At 76.2% G+C, this 14,864-nt stretch carries 13 protein-coding genes and 2 rRNA genes; 3 read left to right on the forward strand and 12 right to left on the reverse strand.

Translation table 11 applies throughout. From position 1 onward, the window contains the following. Nucleotides 1-8: 8 nt before the first annotated feature. From OO57_RS29020 to OO57_RS29030, 3 genes are all read right to left on the reverse strand, one after another. A complete protein-coding gene (locus tag OO57_RS29020; RefSeq protein ID WP_051778375.1) occupies nucleotides 9-1,169 on the reverse strand; it encodes a glycosyltransferase family 4 protein in 1,161 nt (386 codons plus the stop codon). A gap of 125 nt (nucleotides 1,170-1,294) precedes the next feature. After that, complete coding sequence (gene recN / locus OO57_RS29025) at nucleotides 1,295-3,028, reverse strand: DNA repair protein RecN (protein ID WP_081974038.1); 1,734 nt, start codon at nucleotides 3,026-3,028, stop codon at nucleotides 1,295-1,297. A gap of 111 nt (nucleotides 3,029-3,139) precedes the next feature. Continuing rightward, the gene (locus OO57_RS29030; protein ID WP_051778376.1) at nucleotides 3,140-3,775 is read right to left on the reverse strand and encodes a YczE/YyaS/YitT family protein; all 636 of its coding nucleotides are present in this window, start codon (nucleotides 3,773-3,775) and stop codon (nucleotides 3,140-3,142) included. Between the two features lie 114 nt (nucleotides 3,776-3,889). Here OO57_RS29030 and OO57_RS29035 point away from each other — a divergent pair, with 114 nt between their 5' ends. Continuing rightward, nucleotides 3,890-5,362 carry a PLP-dependent aminotransferase family protein gene (locus OO57_RS29035; protein ID WP_033255671.1) on the forward strand — a complete coding sequence of 491 codons (1,473 nt, stop codon included), beginning with the start codon at nucleotides 3,890-3,892 and terminating at the stop codon, nucleotides 5,360-5,362. A 16-nt stretch (nucleotides 5,363-5,378) separates the two neighbouring features. Here OO57_RS29035 and OO57_RS29040 read toward each other — a convergent pair whose 3' ends face one another. The 4 genes from OO57_RS29040 to OO57_RS47245 form a co-directional block, all read right to left on the reverse strand. Then, on the reverse strand, nucleotides 5,379-6,281 hold the full coding sequence (locus OO57_RS29040) for an NAD kinase (protein ID WP_033255672.1): 903 nt from the start codon (nucleotides 6,279-6,281) through the stop codon (nucleotides 5,379-5,381). 91 nt (nucleotides 6,282-6,372) lie between these two features. After that, nucleotides 6,373-7,179, reverse strand: coding sequence for a TlyA family RNA methyltransferase (locus tag OO57_RS29045; protein WP_033255673.1), 807 nt, complete (start codon nucleotides 7,177-7,179; stop codon nucleotides 6,373-6,375). A 36-nt stretch (nucleotides 7,180-7,215) separates the two neighbouring features. Further along, on the reverse strand, nucleotides 7,216-7,374 hold the full coding sequence (locus OO57_RS44200; RefSeq protein ID WP_158715260.1) for a hypothetical protein: 159 nt from the start codon (nucleotides 7,372-7,374) through the stop codon (nucleotides 7,216-7,218). After that, entirely contained in the window at nucleotides 7,367-8,578 is a 1,212-nt protein-coding gene (locus tag OO57_RS47245; RefSeq protein WP_051778377.1) for a hypothetical protein, read from the reverse strand. The genes OO57_RS44200 and OO57_RS47245 overlap by 8 nt, the downstream gene beginning before the upstream one ends. Nucleotides 8,579-8,743: 165 nt before the next feature. Here OO57_RS47245 and OO57_RS29055 point away from each other — a divergent pair, with 165 nt between their 5' ends. After that, nucleotides 8,744-9,091, forward strand: coding sequence for an SCP2 sterol-binding domain-containing protein (locus tag OO57_RS29055; RefSeq protein WP_033255674.1), 348 nt, complete (start codon nucleotides 8,744-8,746; stop codon nucleotides 9,089-9,091). A gap of 146 nt (nucleotides 9,092-9,237) precedes the next feature. On the opposite strand, the gene OO57_RS29060 is transcribed toward OO57_RS29055, so the two are convergent. Together OO57_RS29060 and OO57_RS29065 are read right to left on the reverse strand one after the other, a co-directional pair. Continuing rightward, nucleotides 9,238-10,281, reverse strand: coding sequence for an HAD-IIA family hydrolase (locus OO57_RS29060; RefSeq protein WP_033255675.1), 1,044 nt, complete (start codon nucleotides 10,279-10,281; stop codon nucleotides 9,238-9,240). Between the two features lie 47 nt (nucleotides 10,282-10,328). Then, entirely contained in the window at nucleotides 10,329-10,808 is a 480-nt protein-coding gene (locus OO57_RS29065) for a tetratricopeptide repeat protein (RefSeq protein ID WP_033255676.1), read from the reverse strand. 93 nt (nucleotides 10,809-10,901) lie between these two features. On the opposite strand from OO57_RS29065, the gene OO57_RS29070 reads away from it, so the two are divergent. After that, nucleotides 10,902-12,257: a DUF1015 family protein gene (locus OO57_RS29070; RefSeq protein ID WP_234337550.1), complete on the forward strand. Its 1,356-nt coding sequence runs from the start codon at nucleotides 10,902-10,904 to the stop codon at nucleotides 12,255-12,257. A gap of 64 nt (nucleotides 12,258-12,321) precedes the next feature. Here OO57_RS29070 and OO57_RS29075 read toward each other — a convergent pair whose 3' ends face one another. The 3 genes from OO57_RS29075 to OO57_RS29090 all read right to left on the reverse strand — a co-directional run. Then, nucleotides 12,322-13,206 (reverse strand): tetratricopeptide repeat protein, encoded by an 885-nt coding sequence (locus OO57_RS29075; RefSeq protein ID WP_033255677.1) that lies wholly within the window; start codon nucleotides 13,204-13,206, stop codon nucleotides 12,322-12,324. Nucleotides 13,207-14,540: 1,334 nt separating this feature from the next. Then, nucleotides 14,541-14,657, reverse strand: a 5S ribosomal RNA gene (rrf, locus tag OO57_RS29085). Nucleotides 14,658-14,767: 110 nt separating this feature from the next. Then, a 23S ribosomal RNA gene (locus OO57_RS29090) occupies nucleotides 14,768-14,864 on the reverse strand; the annotation flags it as partial.

Here is a 14,864-nt window from a genome sequence, read left to right on the forward strand (position 1 = left end):
GCGGCGGCTCAGCCCCGGCGCTGCACCAGCTCGTCGTAGATGGACAGCACCTGGGCGACGGTCGCCGCCTCGTCCGGCCAGGTGCCGGCCTGGGCCCGGCCCGCCGCGGCGAGCGCGGCCCGCCGCTCCGGGTCGGCCAGCAGGGCGCGGACGGCGCCGCCCAGCGCCCGCGGGTCGGCGAAGGGCACCAGCACGGCGGCGTCGCCGACCAGTTCGGGCACCCCGCCCACCGCGGTGGCCACCACCGGGACGCCCGCGCGCATCGCCTCCTGAGCGACCAGCGAACGGGCCTCCCAGCGGGAGGAGAGCACCACCAGGTCGGCGGCGGCCAGCAGGTCGGGGATGTCGGCGCGGTAGCCGAGCAGCTCGACGGGCAGCTGCTCGGCGGCGGCCCGCTCGCGCAGGCCCTGCCGCTCGGGGCCGTCCCCGGCCAGCAGGACGCGCGGGGCGGGGCCGCCGGGCGGGGCGAAGTGCGGGACGGCGTCGAGCAGCAGCGCGAAGCACTTCTGCGGGACGAGCCGGCCGATCGCCAGCACCACCGGGCGGCCGTCGTCGCCGCCGGACAGCGCCTTGCGGGCGGCGTCCCGGTCCAGGGTGCCGGGCGGCATCGGCGGGGCGGCGACCGGGCCGAGGCGGGCGTCGGTGGCGCCGAGCTCGCGGGCCCGGGCGACCAGGTCGGAGGAGGCGCCGAGGACCAGGTCGGCGGCCCGGACCACCCGGCGCTCCATCAGGCGCTGCAGGCGGCGTTCCAGGCCGGTGGCGAGCAGCGCGTGGTGCGAGGTGACCACCAGCGGCGTCTCGGGGCGGATGCCGGGGAAGCGGCCCGCGGTGCGCAGCGCCAGGTCGGACAGCAGCCCGGCCCGCAGGCCATGGGCGTGCACGACGTCGGCGCCGGTGAAGGCGCGGCGCAGCTCGCCGATCGCGGTGGCGTCGCTGCGGGCGCCGGAGGTCGGGGTGATGTCGACGGTGTGCAGGCGGGCCCCGGCCGCGGAGAACCCGAACAGCCGGTCGGTGCCCTCCGGCGCGCAGACCGTGACCGCGACGCCGTGCGCGACCAGGCCCCGGGTCAGGGAGCGCACGTGGGCGCCGATGCCGCCGGTCGCGGCGGCCAGGACCAGCACCACGTGCAACTGGGGGGCCGCGGCGGCCCGGGCGGCGGAATGCTCCACGTCTGTCTCGCTCCGACTCGTTGTCAGCTGGTGTCCGCTCGCCACCATGCCAGGTCCGTCCGCCTCTTGGACAGTCGGCACCGCCGCGGGCGCGTCGCCCGCGGCGGTGCCGGGCCGCCGTGCGGTCAGCGGGCCCGGGCGGTGCGGGCGGCCGCCAGCAGCTCCTCGGCGTGGGCCCGGCCGAGTTCGGAGTCCTCCAACCCGGCGAGCATCCGGGACAGTTCGCGCACCCGCTGCTCGTCGTCGAGCGTCTTGACGCCGCTGCGGGTGACGGTGCCGTCGTTGGTCTTCTCCACCACCAGGTGCCGGTCCGCGAACGCGGCGACCTGCGGGAGGTGGGTGACCACCACGACCTGGGCGCTGCGGGCGAGTTTGGCCAGCCGGCGGCCGATCTCGACCGCGGCCTTGCCGCCGACGCCCGCGTCGACCTCGTCGAACAGGTAGGTGGGCACGGGGTCGGCGCCCGCGAACACCACTTCGACGGCCAGCATGACGCGCGACAGCTCGCCGCCGGAGGCGCCCTTGGCGATCGGGCGGGGCTGGGCGCCGGGGTGCGGGGCGAGCAGCACCTCGACCTCGTCGACGCCGTGCGCGCCGTAGGCGACGCTGCGGCCCTCCAGGTCGATGCCCGCCAGGTCGTCGACCTGGCTGATCGCGAAGGTCACCCGGGCGTGCGGCATGGCGAGTTCGGCGAGCTCGTCGGAGACCGCGGCGGCGAACTTGTCGGCGGCGGCGTGCCTGGCCCGGGAGACCTCGGCCGCCAGGTCGGCCAGCCGGGCGCGCAACTCGGTCTCCCGGGCGCCGAGTTCGTCGATCCGCTCGTCGTCGCCGTCGAGCTCCAGCAGCCGCACCGAGCCGGTCTCGGCCCAGGCGACCACCTCGGCGAGGGTGCCCTCGCTGCCCGCGTACTTGCGCACCAGGTGGGACAGGACGGCCCGGCGGTCCTCGACGGCGGCCAGCCGGACCGGGTCGGCGTCCAGGTCGTCGGCGTACCCGGCGAGGTCCCCGGCGACGTCGGCGAGCAGGTAGCCGCACTCGCCGAGCCGGTCGGCGAGCGCGGCCAGGCGCTCGTCGTGGTGGCGGACGGCGTCGACGGCGCGGCGGGCCTGGGCGAGCAGGGTGCCCGCGTCGACGGCCTCCGGGTCGGCCGGGTCGCCCGCGAGGGCGGCGTGCGCGAGGGTCGCGGCGGAGGAGAGCGCGTCGGCGTGGCCGAGCCGCTCGGCCTCGACGGCCAGCTCGGCGTCCTCCCCGACGACCGGTTCGGCGGCGGCGACCTCCTCCAGGCCGAAGCGCAGCAGGTCGGCCTCCTGGGCGCGCTCGCGGGCCCGGGTGGTCAGCTCCTCCAGCGTCGCGGAGACCTCCCGCAGCTCCCGGTACACCTCGCGGTAGCGGGCCAGCGGCTCGGCGACGGCCTCGCCCGCGTACCGGTCCAGCGCGCCGCGCTGCCGGGAGGGGCGCAGCAGGCGCTGCTGGTCGGTCTGGCCGTGCACGGCGACCAGGTCCTCGCCGAGCTCGGCGAGCAGCCCGACCGGCACCGACCGGCCGCCGACGTGCGCCCGGGAGCGGCCCTCGGCGGAGACGGTGCGGCTGACCAGCAGCTCGCCGTCGTCCAGCTCCGCCCCGGCCTCCAGCGCCCGCGCGACCACCGGCGAGGCCGGGTCGAGCGTCAACCGCCCCTCCACCACGGCCCGTTCGGAGCCGTTGCGCACCAGCGCCGGGTCGGCCCGGCCGCCGAGCAACAGGCCCAGGCTGGTCACCACCATGGTCTTCCCCGCGCCGGTCTCGCCGGTGACGGCGGTGAAGCCGGGGGCGAGTTCGACCACCGCATCGTCGATGACACCCAGATCCCGTATCCGCATCTCGTCCAACACGGAGACGACCTTACGAGGTTCCACCGTCGCTTTGCGACGACCGCCCCCGGTTTCACACCTGAGTGGCGGCCCCGCCGGGCCCCGGCCCCGGCCCCGTCCCTAGGGGCGGGCCGTCCCGCCGGGCACGGTGAGCCGGGGCAGGAAGAACTGCACCAGCGGGCCGATGGCCAGCGCGTACGCGACCGTCCCGACGCCGAAGGTGCCGCCGAGGGCGGTGCCCGCGGCCAGGACGGTCAACTCGATGCAGGTGCGGATCAGCCGGACGGAACGGCCGGTGCGCCGGTGCAGGCCGGTCATCAGGCCGTCGCGGGGGCCGGGGCCGAGCCGGGCGCCGATGTAGAGGCCGGTGGCGAGGGCGTTGAGGACGATGCCGGCGACGAGCAGCGGGACGCGGACGGCCAGGGCGTGCGGGTGCGGGACGAGGGAGAGGGTGGCGTCCATGGCGGCGCCGAGGACGAGCACGTTGCCGACGGTGCCGACACCGGGCTTCTGGCGCAGCGGGATCCACAGCAGCAGGACCAGCGCGCCGACCAGCGTCACCCAGGTGCCGACGCTGAGGGGGGCGTGCCGGGCCAGGCCCTGGTGGAGGACGTCCCACGGGTTGCCGCCGAGCGAGGAGCGCAGCACCAGGCCCATCGAGACGCCGTACAGCACCAGGCCGACGGCGAGCTGGGAGAGGCGGCGGGGCAGTCCGGTGCGGACCGGGGAGGTGGACAGGGACAGGGAGACCGCCATCGGGTGGACCTCTTCTCGGTGCAGTGCTTGCCGTTCTCCGGCACTGGACGCCACTATGGGGAGTCCAAAATGCGCCCCGAAAGGGCCAATCAGAACCAGGTGGACCGATTCGCGATGTCCGAGTGGCACAGCACCCTCAGCCCGCACGCCCTCGCCCGCCAACTGCCCGCCGCCGACGGCCGCCGCCCCGCCTACCGGGCACTGGCCTCCCAGGTCTCCCGGCTGGTCGCCGACGGCCGCCTCCCGGTCGGCACCCGGCTGCCCGCCGAACGCGAACTCGCCGCCGCCCTGAACCTCTCCCGCACCACCGTCGCCGCCGCGTACGAGGCCCTGCGCAGCGACGGCTACCTGCGCTCGCGGCGCGGCGCCGGCTCCTGGACGGCCCTGCCCGAGGGCACCGCGCCGCCCGCCGACGCGCTGCACCCCGTCTCCCCCGAGCAGGGCGCCGTCCTCGACCTCGGCCTGGCCGCGCCCACCGCCCCCGCCCAGCTCGCCGAGGCCGCCGCGCACGCCGTCGCCCAGCTGCCCGCGTACACCGGCGGGCACGGCAACTACCCGACCGGGCTGCCGGTGCTGCGCGAGGCCGTCGCCCGCCGCTACACCGAACGCGGCCTGCCCACCGGCCCCGAGCAGGTGCTGGTCACCACCGGCGCGATGAGCGCCCTGCACCTGGCCCACCAGGCGCTGCTCTCCCGCGGCGACCGGGTCGCCGTCGAAGCGCCCAGCTACGCCAACACGCTGCGCGCCCTGGACCGGGCCGGGGCCCGCCTGGTGCCCGTCCCGCTGGCCGAGGACGCGGCCGGGCGCACCGGCTGGGACCTCGCCCAGTGGCAGCGGGTGCTGCGCGGCGCCGCACCCCGGCTGGCCTCCGTCATCCCCGACTTCCAGAACCCCACCGGCGCGCTCGTCGACGAGGACCAGCGCCGCGCCCTGCTCGCCCACGCCCGGGCCGCGGGCACCACCGTGCTCGCCGACGAGACCTGCGCCGAACTCGGCTGGGGCGTCGCCGACGCCGACCTGCCCCGGCCGCTGGCCGCGCTCGACCGGGACGCCCAGGTGATCACCGTCGGCTCGGCCGGCAAGATCCTCTGGCCCGGCCTGCGGATCGGCTGGCTGCGCGCCCAGCCCTCCCTGGTGCGGAAGCTGGCCGCCGACCGGGCGCTGTACGACCTCGGCACGCCCGTCCTCGACCAGCTGGTCGCGGCCCGGCTGCTGACCGACCACCTGCCCGCCGTCCGGGCCGAACGGCACGCGGCGCTGCGGGCCACCGCCGAGGCGTTCGCCCGCGAGCTGCCCCGGCACTTCCCCGGCTGGCGGTCCACCCCGCCGCCCGGCGGCCTCGCGCTGTGGGCCGCCACGCCCGGGCTGCCCACCACCGCGCTGGCCCGGGCCGGGGAGCGCACCGGCGTCCGGATCGCCTCCGGCGCCCGCTTCGGCGTCGACGGCGCCTTCGAGGAGCACCTGCGGCTGCCCCTCACCCTGCCCGCCGCGCACGTCCCCGACGCACTGCGGCGGATCGCCGGGGCCGCCGCCCTGGCCCGCACCGAACGACTCTCGGGCGACGACCCGGCCACCGCCGCGCTCTGAACCGGCCCCTACCGGATCAGCAGTTCTCCGACCGCCCGCGCCAACCCGTCACCGGCAGCGCGAACTTGGCGACCAGCCGGTCCGTGAACGGGGCCCGGTGCAGCCGGGCCAGCCGCACCGGGGTCTTGCCGCGGCGCACCTCCACCCGCGCCCCGGCCGGGAGCTCGACCGAGCGGCGGCCGTCGCACCACAGCACCCCGTGCGGGGTCTTCGGCTGCACCTCCACCGCCAGCACCGAGTCCGGCGAGGTCACCAGCGGGCGGGCGAACAGCGCGTGCGCACTGATCGGCACCATCAGCAGCGCCTCCACCTCCGGCCACACCACCGGCCCGCCGCCGGAGAACGCGTACGCCGTGGAGCCCGTCGGCGTGGACAGCACCACCCCGTCGCAGCCGAAGTTCGACACCGGACGGCCGTCCACCTCGGTGACCACCTCCAGCATCCGCTCCCGGGCCGCCTTCTCCACCGAGGCCTCGTTCAGCGCCCAGTCCTCGTGCAGCACGCCCCCGTTGGTGCGCACCAGCACGTCGATGGTCATCCGCTCCTCGACCTCGTAGTCCGCGTCCACCACCCGGTCGACCACGGTCGCCAGGTCGTCGCGCTCCGCCTCAGCGAGGAAACCCACCCGGCCCAGGTTGATCCCGAGCATCGGCAGCCCCGACTCCCGGGCCAGCTCCGCGCCGCGCAGCAGCGTGCCGTCCCCGCCCGCGACCAGGATCAGCTCGCAGCCGTCCGCCGCGCCGTGCCCGCCGGGCACCAGCTCCACCCCGTCCGGCAGGTCCAGGCCCACCGCCTCGGCCTCCAGCAGCCGGATCCGGATCCCCGCCCGCAGCAGACCGTCCACCAGGCCCTCGACGCTGCGCAGCGCCGCCTCCCGGCCGGTGTGCGCGACCAGGAAGACCGTACGACGATCGCTCATTCCCCGCTGCCCTCTCCCTACGCCCGCCGGGCCACCGCGGCCCGACCACGACCTGCCAGTCTGCGCAACGCCCGGACGCCTGCCAAGTACCCTACTGGGGCCCCTCGGCCACGGCCCGGTCCGCCGCCGCCGGATCCAGCGGTTCCGCATCCCGGCGCAGCCACAGGAAGTACTCCACGTTCCCCGACGGCCCCGGCAGCGGCGACGCCGCCACCGCCCGCACCCCCAGGCCCACCGCCCAGGCCTGCCCCGCCACCTGCCGGATCGTCTCCGCCCGCAGCTCCGGCGACCGCACCACGCCGCCCGATCCCAGCCGCTCCTTGCCGATCTCGAACTGCGGCTTCACCATCAGCACCAGGTCCGCGTCCGGCGCCGCGCAGCCCGCCAGCGCGGGCAGCACCAGGCCCAGCGAGATGAACGACAGGTCGCCCACCACCAGGTCGACGAGCTCCCCGCCGATCGACTCCGGCGTCAGCTCCCGCACGTTGGTGCGGTCCATCACCGTCACCCGCGCGTCGCTCTGCAACGACCAGGCCAACTGCCCGTAGCCGACGTCCACCGCCAGCACGTGCGCCGCCCCCGCCCGCAGCAGCACGTCCGTGAACCCGCCGGTCGACGCGCCCGCGTCCAGCGCCCGGCGGCCCTCCACCACCAGGCCCTGCGGCACGAACGCCGCGAACGCGCCCGCCAGCTTGTGCCCGCCGCGCGACACGTAGTCCGGGTCCGCGTCGTCCTTCGCGACCACCACCGCCGCCGCGGTCTCCACCTGCGTCGCGGGCTTCGTCGCCACCGCCCCGCCCACCGTCACCCGGCCCGCCGCGATCAACTCGCTCGCGTGCTCCCGCGAACGGGCCAACTTGCGGCGCACCAGCTCCGCGTCCAGACGGCGTCGTGCCACTGCCACTGCTACGTCAGCTCCCACATCGGACGGACCTCACCCGCGGTCCAGCGCCGCGAGCGTCGCGGCGAGCCGCGCATGGACATCTTCGTACACCTCGACCCACTGCTCCGCCCCCGCCCCGTCCCCCTCCCCCAGCCGGTCCAGCGCCCCGTCCACCTCGGCCACCCCCGTACGGACGACCCCCTCACTCACCGCCACCACCCGCCCCGGGCTCCACCGCGGACGCGGACGGGGACGCGGACTGGGGCCCGGCCGGGGCCTTCTTCGCAGCCGCCCTGCGCACGGACGCCTTCTTCGCGGGAGCACCGGCCGCCCCGGCACCCGCCGCTGCGGAAGCGGACCCGCCCGGCGCCGAACGCTTCGCCGGAGCCTTCTTCGCGGCCTCGCCCGCGGCCGCCCTCTTCCCGGGGGCCTTCTGCGCGGGAGCACCGACCACTCCGGCGTCCGCCGCAGCGGCACGCTCGGCCACGCTCCGCGGCGAGGCCCCGGCCGCTGCGGAAGCGGACCCGCCCGGCGCCGAACGCTTCGCCGGGGCCTTCTTCGCGGGCAGCGGCGCACTCGGCGACGCCCCGGCCGGGGCCCGGCCCTCCGGCGCCGACGGCTGCGCGGCGGGGGCCTTCGCCGTGGCCTTCTTCGCGGCCGCCTTCTTCGCCACCGTCCGCGGCGTCACACCCGGCTCCCCACCCGGGGCCGCGGCCGCCTTCCGCGGCACCGAGCGCTTCGCCGTCGCCTGCTTGGCCGCCGCGCCCTTGCGGGCGGCCGCCTTGCGGGCCGGGGCCCGGCGGGGGCCCGACGGCGCTGCGTCCGCCGCGGCCTCGCCGTCCGGGGCCGGGGCCTGCCGCGCCGCGGCCTTCTGCACGTCCGACGCCGAACCGGCCGCCTGCTTGCGGGCCGCGGTCCTGCGGGCCGTCGCCGCCTTCCGTCCCTCGGCCGCCGCGGGCCCTTCCGCGAGCCCCTGCGCCAACCCCTCCGCCGCGGGCTCCGGCTCCGCGTCCCAGCCCGCGTCGAACAGGCCCCGGGCGCGGGCCGCCGGACGGACCACGGGGCGCTCCTCGGGCTCCTCCTCCGGCTCCTCGGCGGTCGGCTCGTCGACCTCCCGGAGTTTCGACTCCAGGAAGCTCAGGACGACGCCGACCTTCACCACCTGGTCGCCGACCTTCTCGAACACCCGCTCCACCTCGCCCCGGGCCACCCCGGCCACCAGGTCGACCCCGGCCCGTCCGGCCGTCACCACCTCACCGGCGAGGACGCGCAACTGCTCGACGCCGGGCGGCAGTTCACCCCTCTGCTGGATCAGCCCACCGGCCGTGTCCAGTACCCGGCGACCCGCCTCCTCAGCGACCTCCGCCGCCGCCACCAGCACGCCCCGCACGCCCCGCACCGCATCCTGCAGCATCCGTCCGCCTCCTCAGCCACCGACCGCCCGACCGTCCGACCTGGCCGTCCGCACGACTGCCCGCACCGACCGCCCGCACCGACGCTACCCGTTCCCGGCCGCCACCGTACGGCGCTGCGCTAGCGTGGAACGCCGAACGACCACCGACGGGAGCAAGCCGCACACATGGCCACCACCGAGGAGTGCCGCACCGCGCTGGAACAGCTCAGCCGCAACCTGGCGGCCGCGGGCGGCGACATCCGCAAGGCAACTGCCCTCGACCGCTCCCTCAGCTGCCACCTCACCGACCTCGACCTGACCTTCACCGGCCGCCTCACCGACGGGCAGCTCACCGGCATCACCGACGCCCCCGGCCCGCCCGCCACCAAGGCCGACATCAAGCTCACCACCACCGGCGACGACCTGGTCGCCCTGGTCGACGGCCGGCTCGCCTTCCCCACCGCCTGGGCCACCGGCCGCCTCAAGCTCGACGCGAGCTTCCGCGACCTGCTGCGCCTGCGCACCCTGCTCTGAGCACGACCGCCCAGGCGCAGCCCCGGAACGGCTGGCCGTCAGGCGGGATCGACGAACCAGCACTGATCGACGAGGTCGTACGGGAAGCGGCCCCGGCGCCGAGTCACCCGGGGCACGTCAGCGGTCCCACCCGCCCCGCCGGGTCGTCAACCCGCCGCGGGCAGCCCCGCCAGCGCCTTCGCCGACTCCGCGGCGGAGCCGTTCGCGTCCGCCCACGTCCAGGCCGCCGCGCACAGCGCCCGCAGCGCGTCGATCCGGGTGCCCGCGCCGTCCAGCGCCAGCACGCCGCCGTCCGCGGCCGCCGTCCAGCCGCCGCAGCCGAACCGGCCGCCGCCCAGCGCCGCCACCTCGGGCTGCGCCTCCAGCAGGCCCCGCAGGTCCTCGGCCAGGTACGTCGGGCGGTGCTCCGGCGGGGCCGCCAGCACCTGCTCGGGCGTGGCGATGCCGGTGAACACCAGCAGCGAGTCCACCCCGCCGTTGAACGCGCCCTCGATGTCGGTGTCCAGCCGGTCCCCCACCACCAGCGGACGCTTCGCGCCCGTCCGCAGCACCGTCTCCCGGTGCATCGGCGGCAGCGGCTTGCCCGCCACCTCCGGCTCCACCCCGGTCGCCGCCCGCACCGCCGCCACCAGCGTCCCGTTGCCCGGCGCGACGCCGCGCGCCGTCGGGATCGACAGGTCGGTGTTCGACGCCACCCACGGCAGCCCCCGGCCCACCGCGTACGAGGCCTCCGCCAGGTCCTTCCAGCCCACCGACGGGTCGTAGCCCTGCACCACCGCCGCCGGGTCGTCCTCCAGCGAACGCACCGGCACCAGCCCGCGCTCCTCCAGCGCCTCCAGCAACCCCGCCCCGCCGACCACCAGCACCCGCGACCCGGCCGGGACCTTCTCCGCCACCAGCCGCGCCGCCGCCTGCGCCGAGTTGATCACGTCCCCGGGCTCGGCCGGCACGCCCAGCTCCGTCAGGTGCTCCGCCACCACCCGCGGCGGCCGCGACGCGTTGTTGGTGACGTACGCCAGCCGCATCCCGGCCGCCCGGGCCCGCTCCAGCGACCCCACCGCGTGGACGATCGCGTGCGGACCGGCGTACACCACCCCGTCCAGGTCCAGCAGCGCCGTGTCGTACGCCTCCGTCAGCGCCACCGCACTGGCCCCCGGCACGCTCCGCACCGCCGCGGCGTTCTCCGTCATCGCTGCTCCACCCTCGTCACCTCGAACCGAACCGAACACCCGCCACCCTATGGCGCCGCCGGGTCCTCCGGCGGCGCCAGGTACCCGGGCGCCCCCGGCAGCAGCGGCCCGTACGCCCCCGCCCGGGCCGCCAGCGTCGCCCGGGTCTGCCGCAGCGCCGCCTGGTAGTGCCGGTTGCCCGGCTGCATCGCCACCGCCAGCGCCAGGTGCTCCGCCGAGGTCTCGAAGTCGCCCAGCCGGGCCGCCGACACCCCCCACCCGAACTGCGCGTAGTCGTCCGACGGGTCGGCCTCCGCCACCGCCCGGAAGCTCTCCAGCGCCTGCCCGTACTGCCCCGCGTCGAACTGCGCCCGCGCCAGCGCCTCCCGGATCGCCCCCGACCCCGGCTCCGCCTCCGCCGCCCGCGCCAGCAACTGCACGGCCGCCGCCGGGTGCTTCTCCTCCAGCAGCCGCACCCCGCGCCGGTACCAGTCGTACACGCCGCCGCCCGGCACCCCGCCGCCGTCCCCGTGCTCCAGGTCACCCATCGCCGCTACCCCGCTCCCTCGCCCCGCCCGTCGCCCGGGCACCCGTCCTCGTCGCGATCTCCCAACAAGCACTACCCGGCTAACATGCCCAGAATGAGCGCCCCTCGTGCCGAAACCGGCAACGAGCCCTCGGGCGGCCCCGGAGACCCCGGGCACGTCGCCACCGCAGGGCTGTCCCTGTCCCCGTTCCGCGGCCTGCGCTACGACCCGCACCGGGTCGGCGACCTGGCCGCGGTCACCTCCCCGCCGTACGACGTGGTCGACCCCGGACGGCGCCTGGACCTGGAGACCGCGGACCCGCACAACATCGTCCGGCTGATCCTCCCCCGCCCCGAGCCCGAGGACGCCGGCGACCGCCCCGACCGCGACACCCGCTACCGGCACGCCGCCCGCCTGCTCCGCGACTGGCGCCGACAGGGCGTCCTGACCGCCGACCCGCGCCCCGCCCTGTACGTCTACGAGCAGCGCACCCCCTCCGGCACCCTCCAGCGCGGCCTGATCGGCGCCCTCGCCGTCAGCGGCCCCGAAGCGGGCGTCGTCCTCCCGCACGAGGACGTCATGCCCAAGCCCGTCGCCGACCGGGTCGGCCTGATGCGCACCACCCGCGCCAACCTCGAACCGCTGCTGCTCACCTACCGCGGCCACGGCCGCGCCGCCGACGTCATCGAACGCACCGCCGCCGCCGACCCGCTGCTCTCCACCACCACCAGCGACGGCACCCACCACCGCCTGTGGGCCCTCACCGACCCCGCCGACCTGGCCGCCGTCGCCCGCGACCTCGCCACCTGCCGCGCCCTGATCGCCGACGGCCACCACCGCTGGGAGATGTACCTGCGCCTGCAGCGCGAACACCGCCACCTGCCCCGCAGCCCCTGGGACCGCGGCCTGGTCCTGCTCGTCGACACCGACCGCTACCCGCTGCGGGTCCGCGCCATCCACCGCGTCCTGCAGCGCCTCCCGCAGGACGCCGCGCTCGCCGCCCTCGACCCCGCCGCCTGGCGGGTCACCGACCTGCCAGGCACCCTCCCCGACGCCCTGCACGCCCTCGCCGAGGCCCACCGCTCGCCCGGCAACTCCTTCGTCCTCACCGCCGGGGACGACCGCTTCCGCCTCCTCACCGGCCCCGACGAGGCCACCCTCGCCGCCGCCGTCCGCCCCGACCGCCCAGAGGAGTGGCGCCGCCTGGACGCCACCGTCCTGCACTCCGTCCTGCTCGACCGCACCTGGCACGTCCCCGACAGCCCCGAGCACATCGGCTACCTGCACTCCGCCGAGGCCGCCGTCCGCGAGGCCGCCCGCACCGGCGGCACCGCCGTCCTGCTCCACCCCGTCGCGGAACGCGTCGTGCGCCGCCTCGCCGAACAGGGCGTCACCATGCCCCGCAAGTCCACCTCCTTCGGCCCGAAACCGGCCACCGGACTGGTCCTGCGCTCCCTCGAACTCGGCTGACCCGCCCCGGAACGCGAGGAGGCCCCCGTTCCGGGTGGGAACGGGGGCCTCCTCGACTGCCGGGTCAGCCCTGCTTCGGCTGCTCCTTGAACGAGTCCTCGTCGTAGTCCTCGTCGATCTCGAGGTCGTCCTCGTCGTAGAACTCCTCGACGTCCTCCTCGTCCTCGAAGATCATCCGGTCGTCGCCGACGTCGTCCTTGTCGATCTGACGGCGCACCGGCTCCACGGCCTCCGCGCCCTCGTCCTCGATCTCGGCGTCCTCGTCCAGCGCGTCGGTGAACTCGATGCCGTCGATCTCCGCGAGCCGCTCGGCCGCGTTGGTCGACCCGTCCGTGTCCGCCTCCACGGCCTTCACGAACCACTCCCGGGCCTCGTCCGCCCGACCCGCCGCGATCAGCGCGTCCGCGTACGCGTAGCGCAGCCGCGCCGTCCACGGGTGGACCGCCGAGGACGCCAGCTCCGGGCTCTGCAGCGTCACCACGGCGGCGTCGAACTGCTCCAGGTCCGCCCGGGCACCCGCCGCGACCAGCCGCATCTCGACCTGGCCGGCCTTGTCCAGCTGCTTCACCTCGGGCTCACCGGCCATCGCCAGCGCCCGCTCCGGCCGACCCAGACCGCGCTCGCAGTCCGCCATCACCGGCCACAGGTCGACCCGCCCGGTCATCCGCTTCGCCGCCCGGAACTCGGTCAGCGCCTCCGAGTACCGCTGCGTCATGTACGAGGCGAACCCGGCCGCCTCGCGCACGCTCGCCACCCGCGAAGCCAGCCGCAGCGCGACCCGCGAGTAGTTGTAGGCCTCCTCCGGCTCGCTGTCGAGCAGCCGCGCCACCATCACCAGGTTGCGCGCCACGTCGTCCGCCAGCGTCTTCGGCAGGCTCTTCAGGTCCTGCTTGACGTCCGCGTCGATCTCGAACCCGGTCACGTCGTCCGGGATCGGCAGCCGCTTCACCGGCTCCTGACGCCGCTCGTCGTACCCACCCCGGTCGTACCCGCCCCCACGCGGACGGTCGTCCCGCCCACCGCGGAACCCACCCCGGTCGTCCCGGCGCTCGTACCCGCCACTGCGCTGCGGACGGTCGTCACGGCCGCGGTAGCCACCGCCACCGCCCTGCGGACGGTCGTAGCCGCCGCTGCGCTGCGGGCGGTCGTCACGGCGCTCGAAGCCACCGCTGCCACCGCTGCGCTGCGGACGGTCGTCCCGGCCGCCCCGGAAGCCCTGCGGGCGGTCGTCGCGGTCCCGGCCGTACGAAGGCCGGTCCTCGCGCGGACGGAACCCGCCGCGGTCGCCGCCCTGCGGACGGTCGTCCCGACGCTCGAACCCACCGCTGCGCTGCGGGCGGTCGTCACGGCGCTCGAAGCCACCGCTGCGCTGCGGACGGTCGTACCCGCCCCGCTCGTCGCGGTCGCGACCGTACGAAGGCCGGTCCTCGCGCGGACGGAACCCACCACGGTCGCCACCCTGCGTCACGACGCTCGAACCCACCGCTGCCACCACTGCGCTGCGGACGGTCGTACCCGCCCCGCTCGTCGCGGTCGCGACCGTACGAAGGCCGGTCCTCGCGCGGACGGAACCCACCACGGTCGCCACCCTGCCGGACGGAACCCACCGCCACCGCCCTGCGGACGGTCTTCCCGCGGACGGAACCCGCCGCGGTCGCCACCCTGCGGACGGTCGTCGCGCGAGCGGAAGCCCCCGCGGTCGCCGCCACCACCGTACGAAGGCCGGTCGTCCCGCCCGCGGTAGCCACCGCCACCGCCGCCCTGCGGGCGGTCGTCACGGGAGCGGTAACCGCCGCCCCCGCCACCGCCACCGTACGACGGCCGGTCGTCACGCGAGCGGAAGCCCCCGCGGTCGCCGCCGCGGTCACCGCGGTCGTCACGACCCCGGTAGCCGCCGCTTTCGCCACGGTCGTCACGACGCGGGCCGCGGTCGTTCGACCAGCCCCCGCGCGACCTGGGCTCGTACCCCCGGCCGCCGTCGTTACGGCGCTCGGGCCGGTCCTGGGGCGGGTTCGACATGCTGGTGACTCCTTCTGCTTCTGCACACTGCGAGTTCGAGAGGCGCCACTGCCGTTCCACCGACACCAGCGCGCGGGATCCGGACGCCTCCGCCCCCACCGGGGTCCGGAACGTCCGCCTTGTCCATTGTCCGGCATGCGGCAGGACACCGCGTCCGGGTGTCCCGGCCACACTGTCTGCCAGCCGTAGCGTGTCCGCCTGATGCCCAACAAAAAAAGGCCGAGGCCCCAGCGAATCGCTGGGGCCTCGGCCTATTGAAGAATTGTTCGGCGGCGTCCTACTCTCCCACAGGGTCCCCCCTGCAGTACCATCGGCGCTATGAGGCTTAGCTTCCGGGTTCGGAATGTAACCGGGCGTTTCCCTCATGCTATGACCACCGAAACCCTATCGGGTATTCAGCGAACACACTTTTCAGTTGAAAGTGATGTTTTGCTTGTTCGCCGGCGATAGCTGTTCGCTACCCGGGAACCACACAGTGAACGCGAGCGTCTGAGGACAAGCCCTCGGCCTATTAGTACCGGTCAACTCCACCCCTCACAGGGCTTCCATATCCGGCCTATCAACCCAGTCGTCTACTGGGAGCCTTAC

The sequence above is a fragment of the Kitasatospora phosalacinea genome, from assembly GCF_000717185.1.
GTDB lineage: Bacteria > Actinomycetota > Actinomycetes > Streptomycetales > Streptomycetaceae > Kitasatospora > Kitasatospora phosalacinea_A.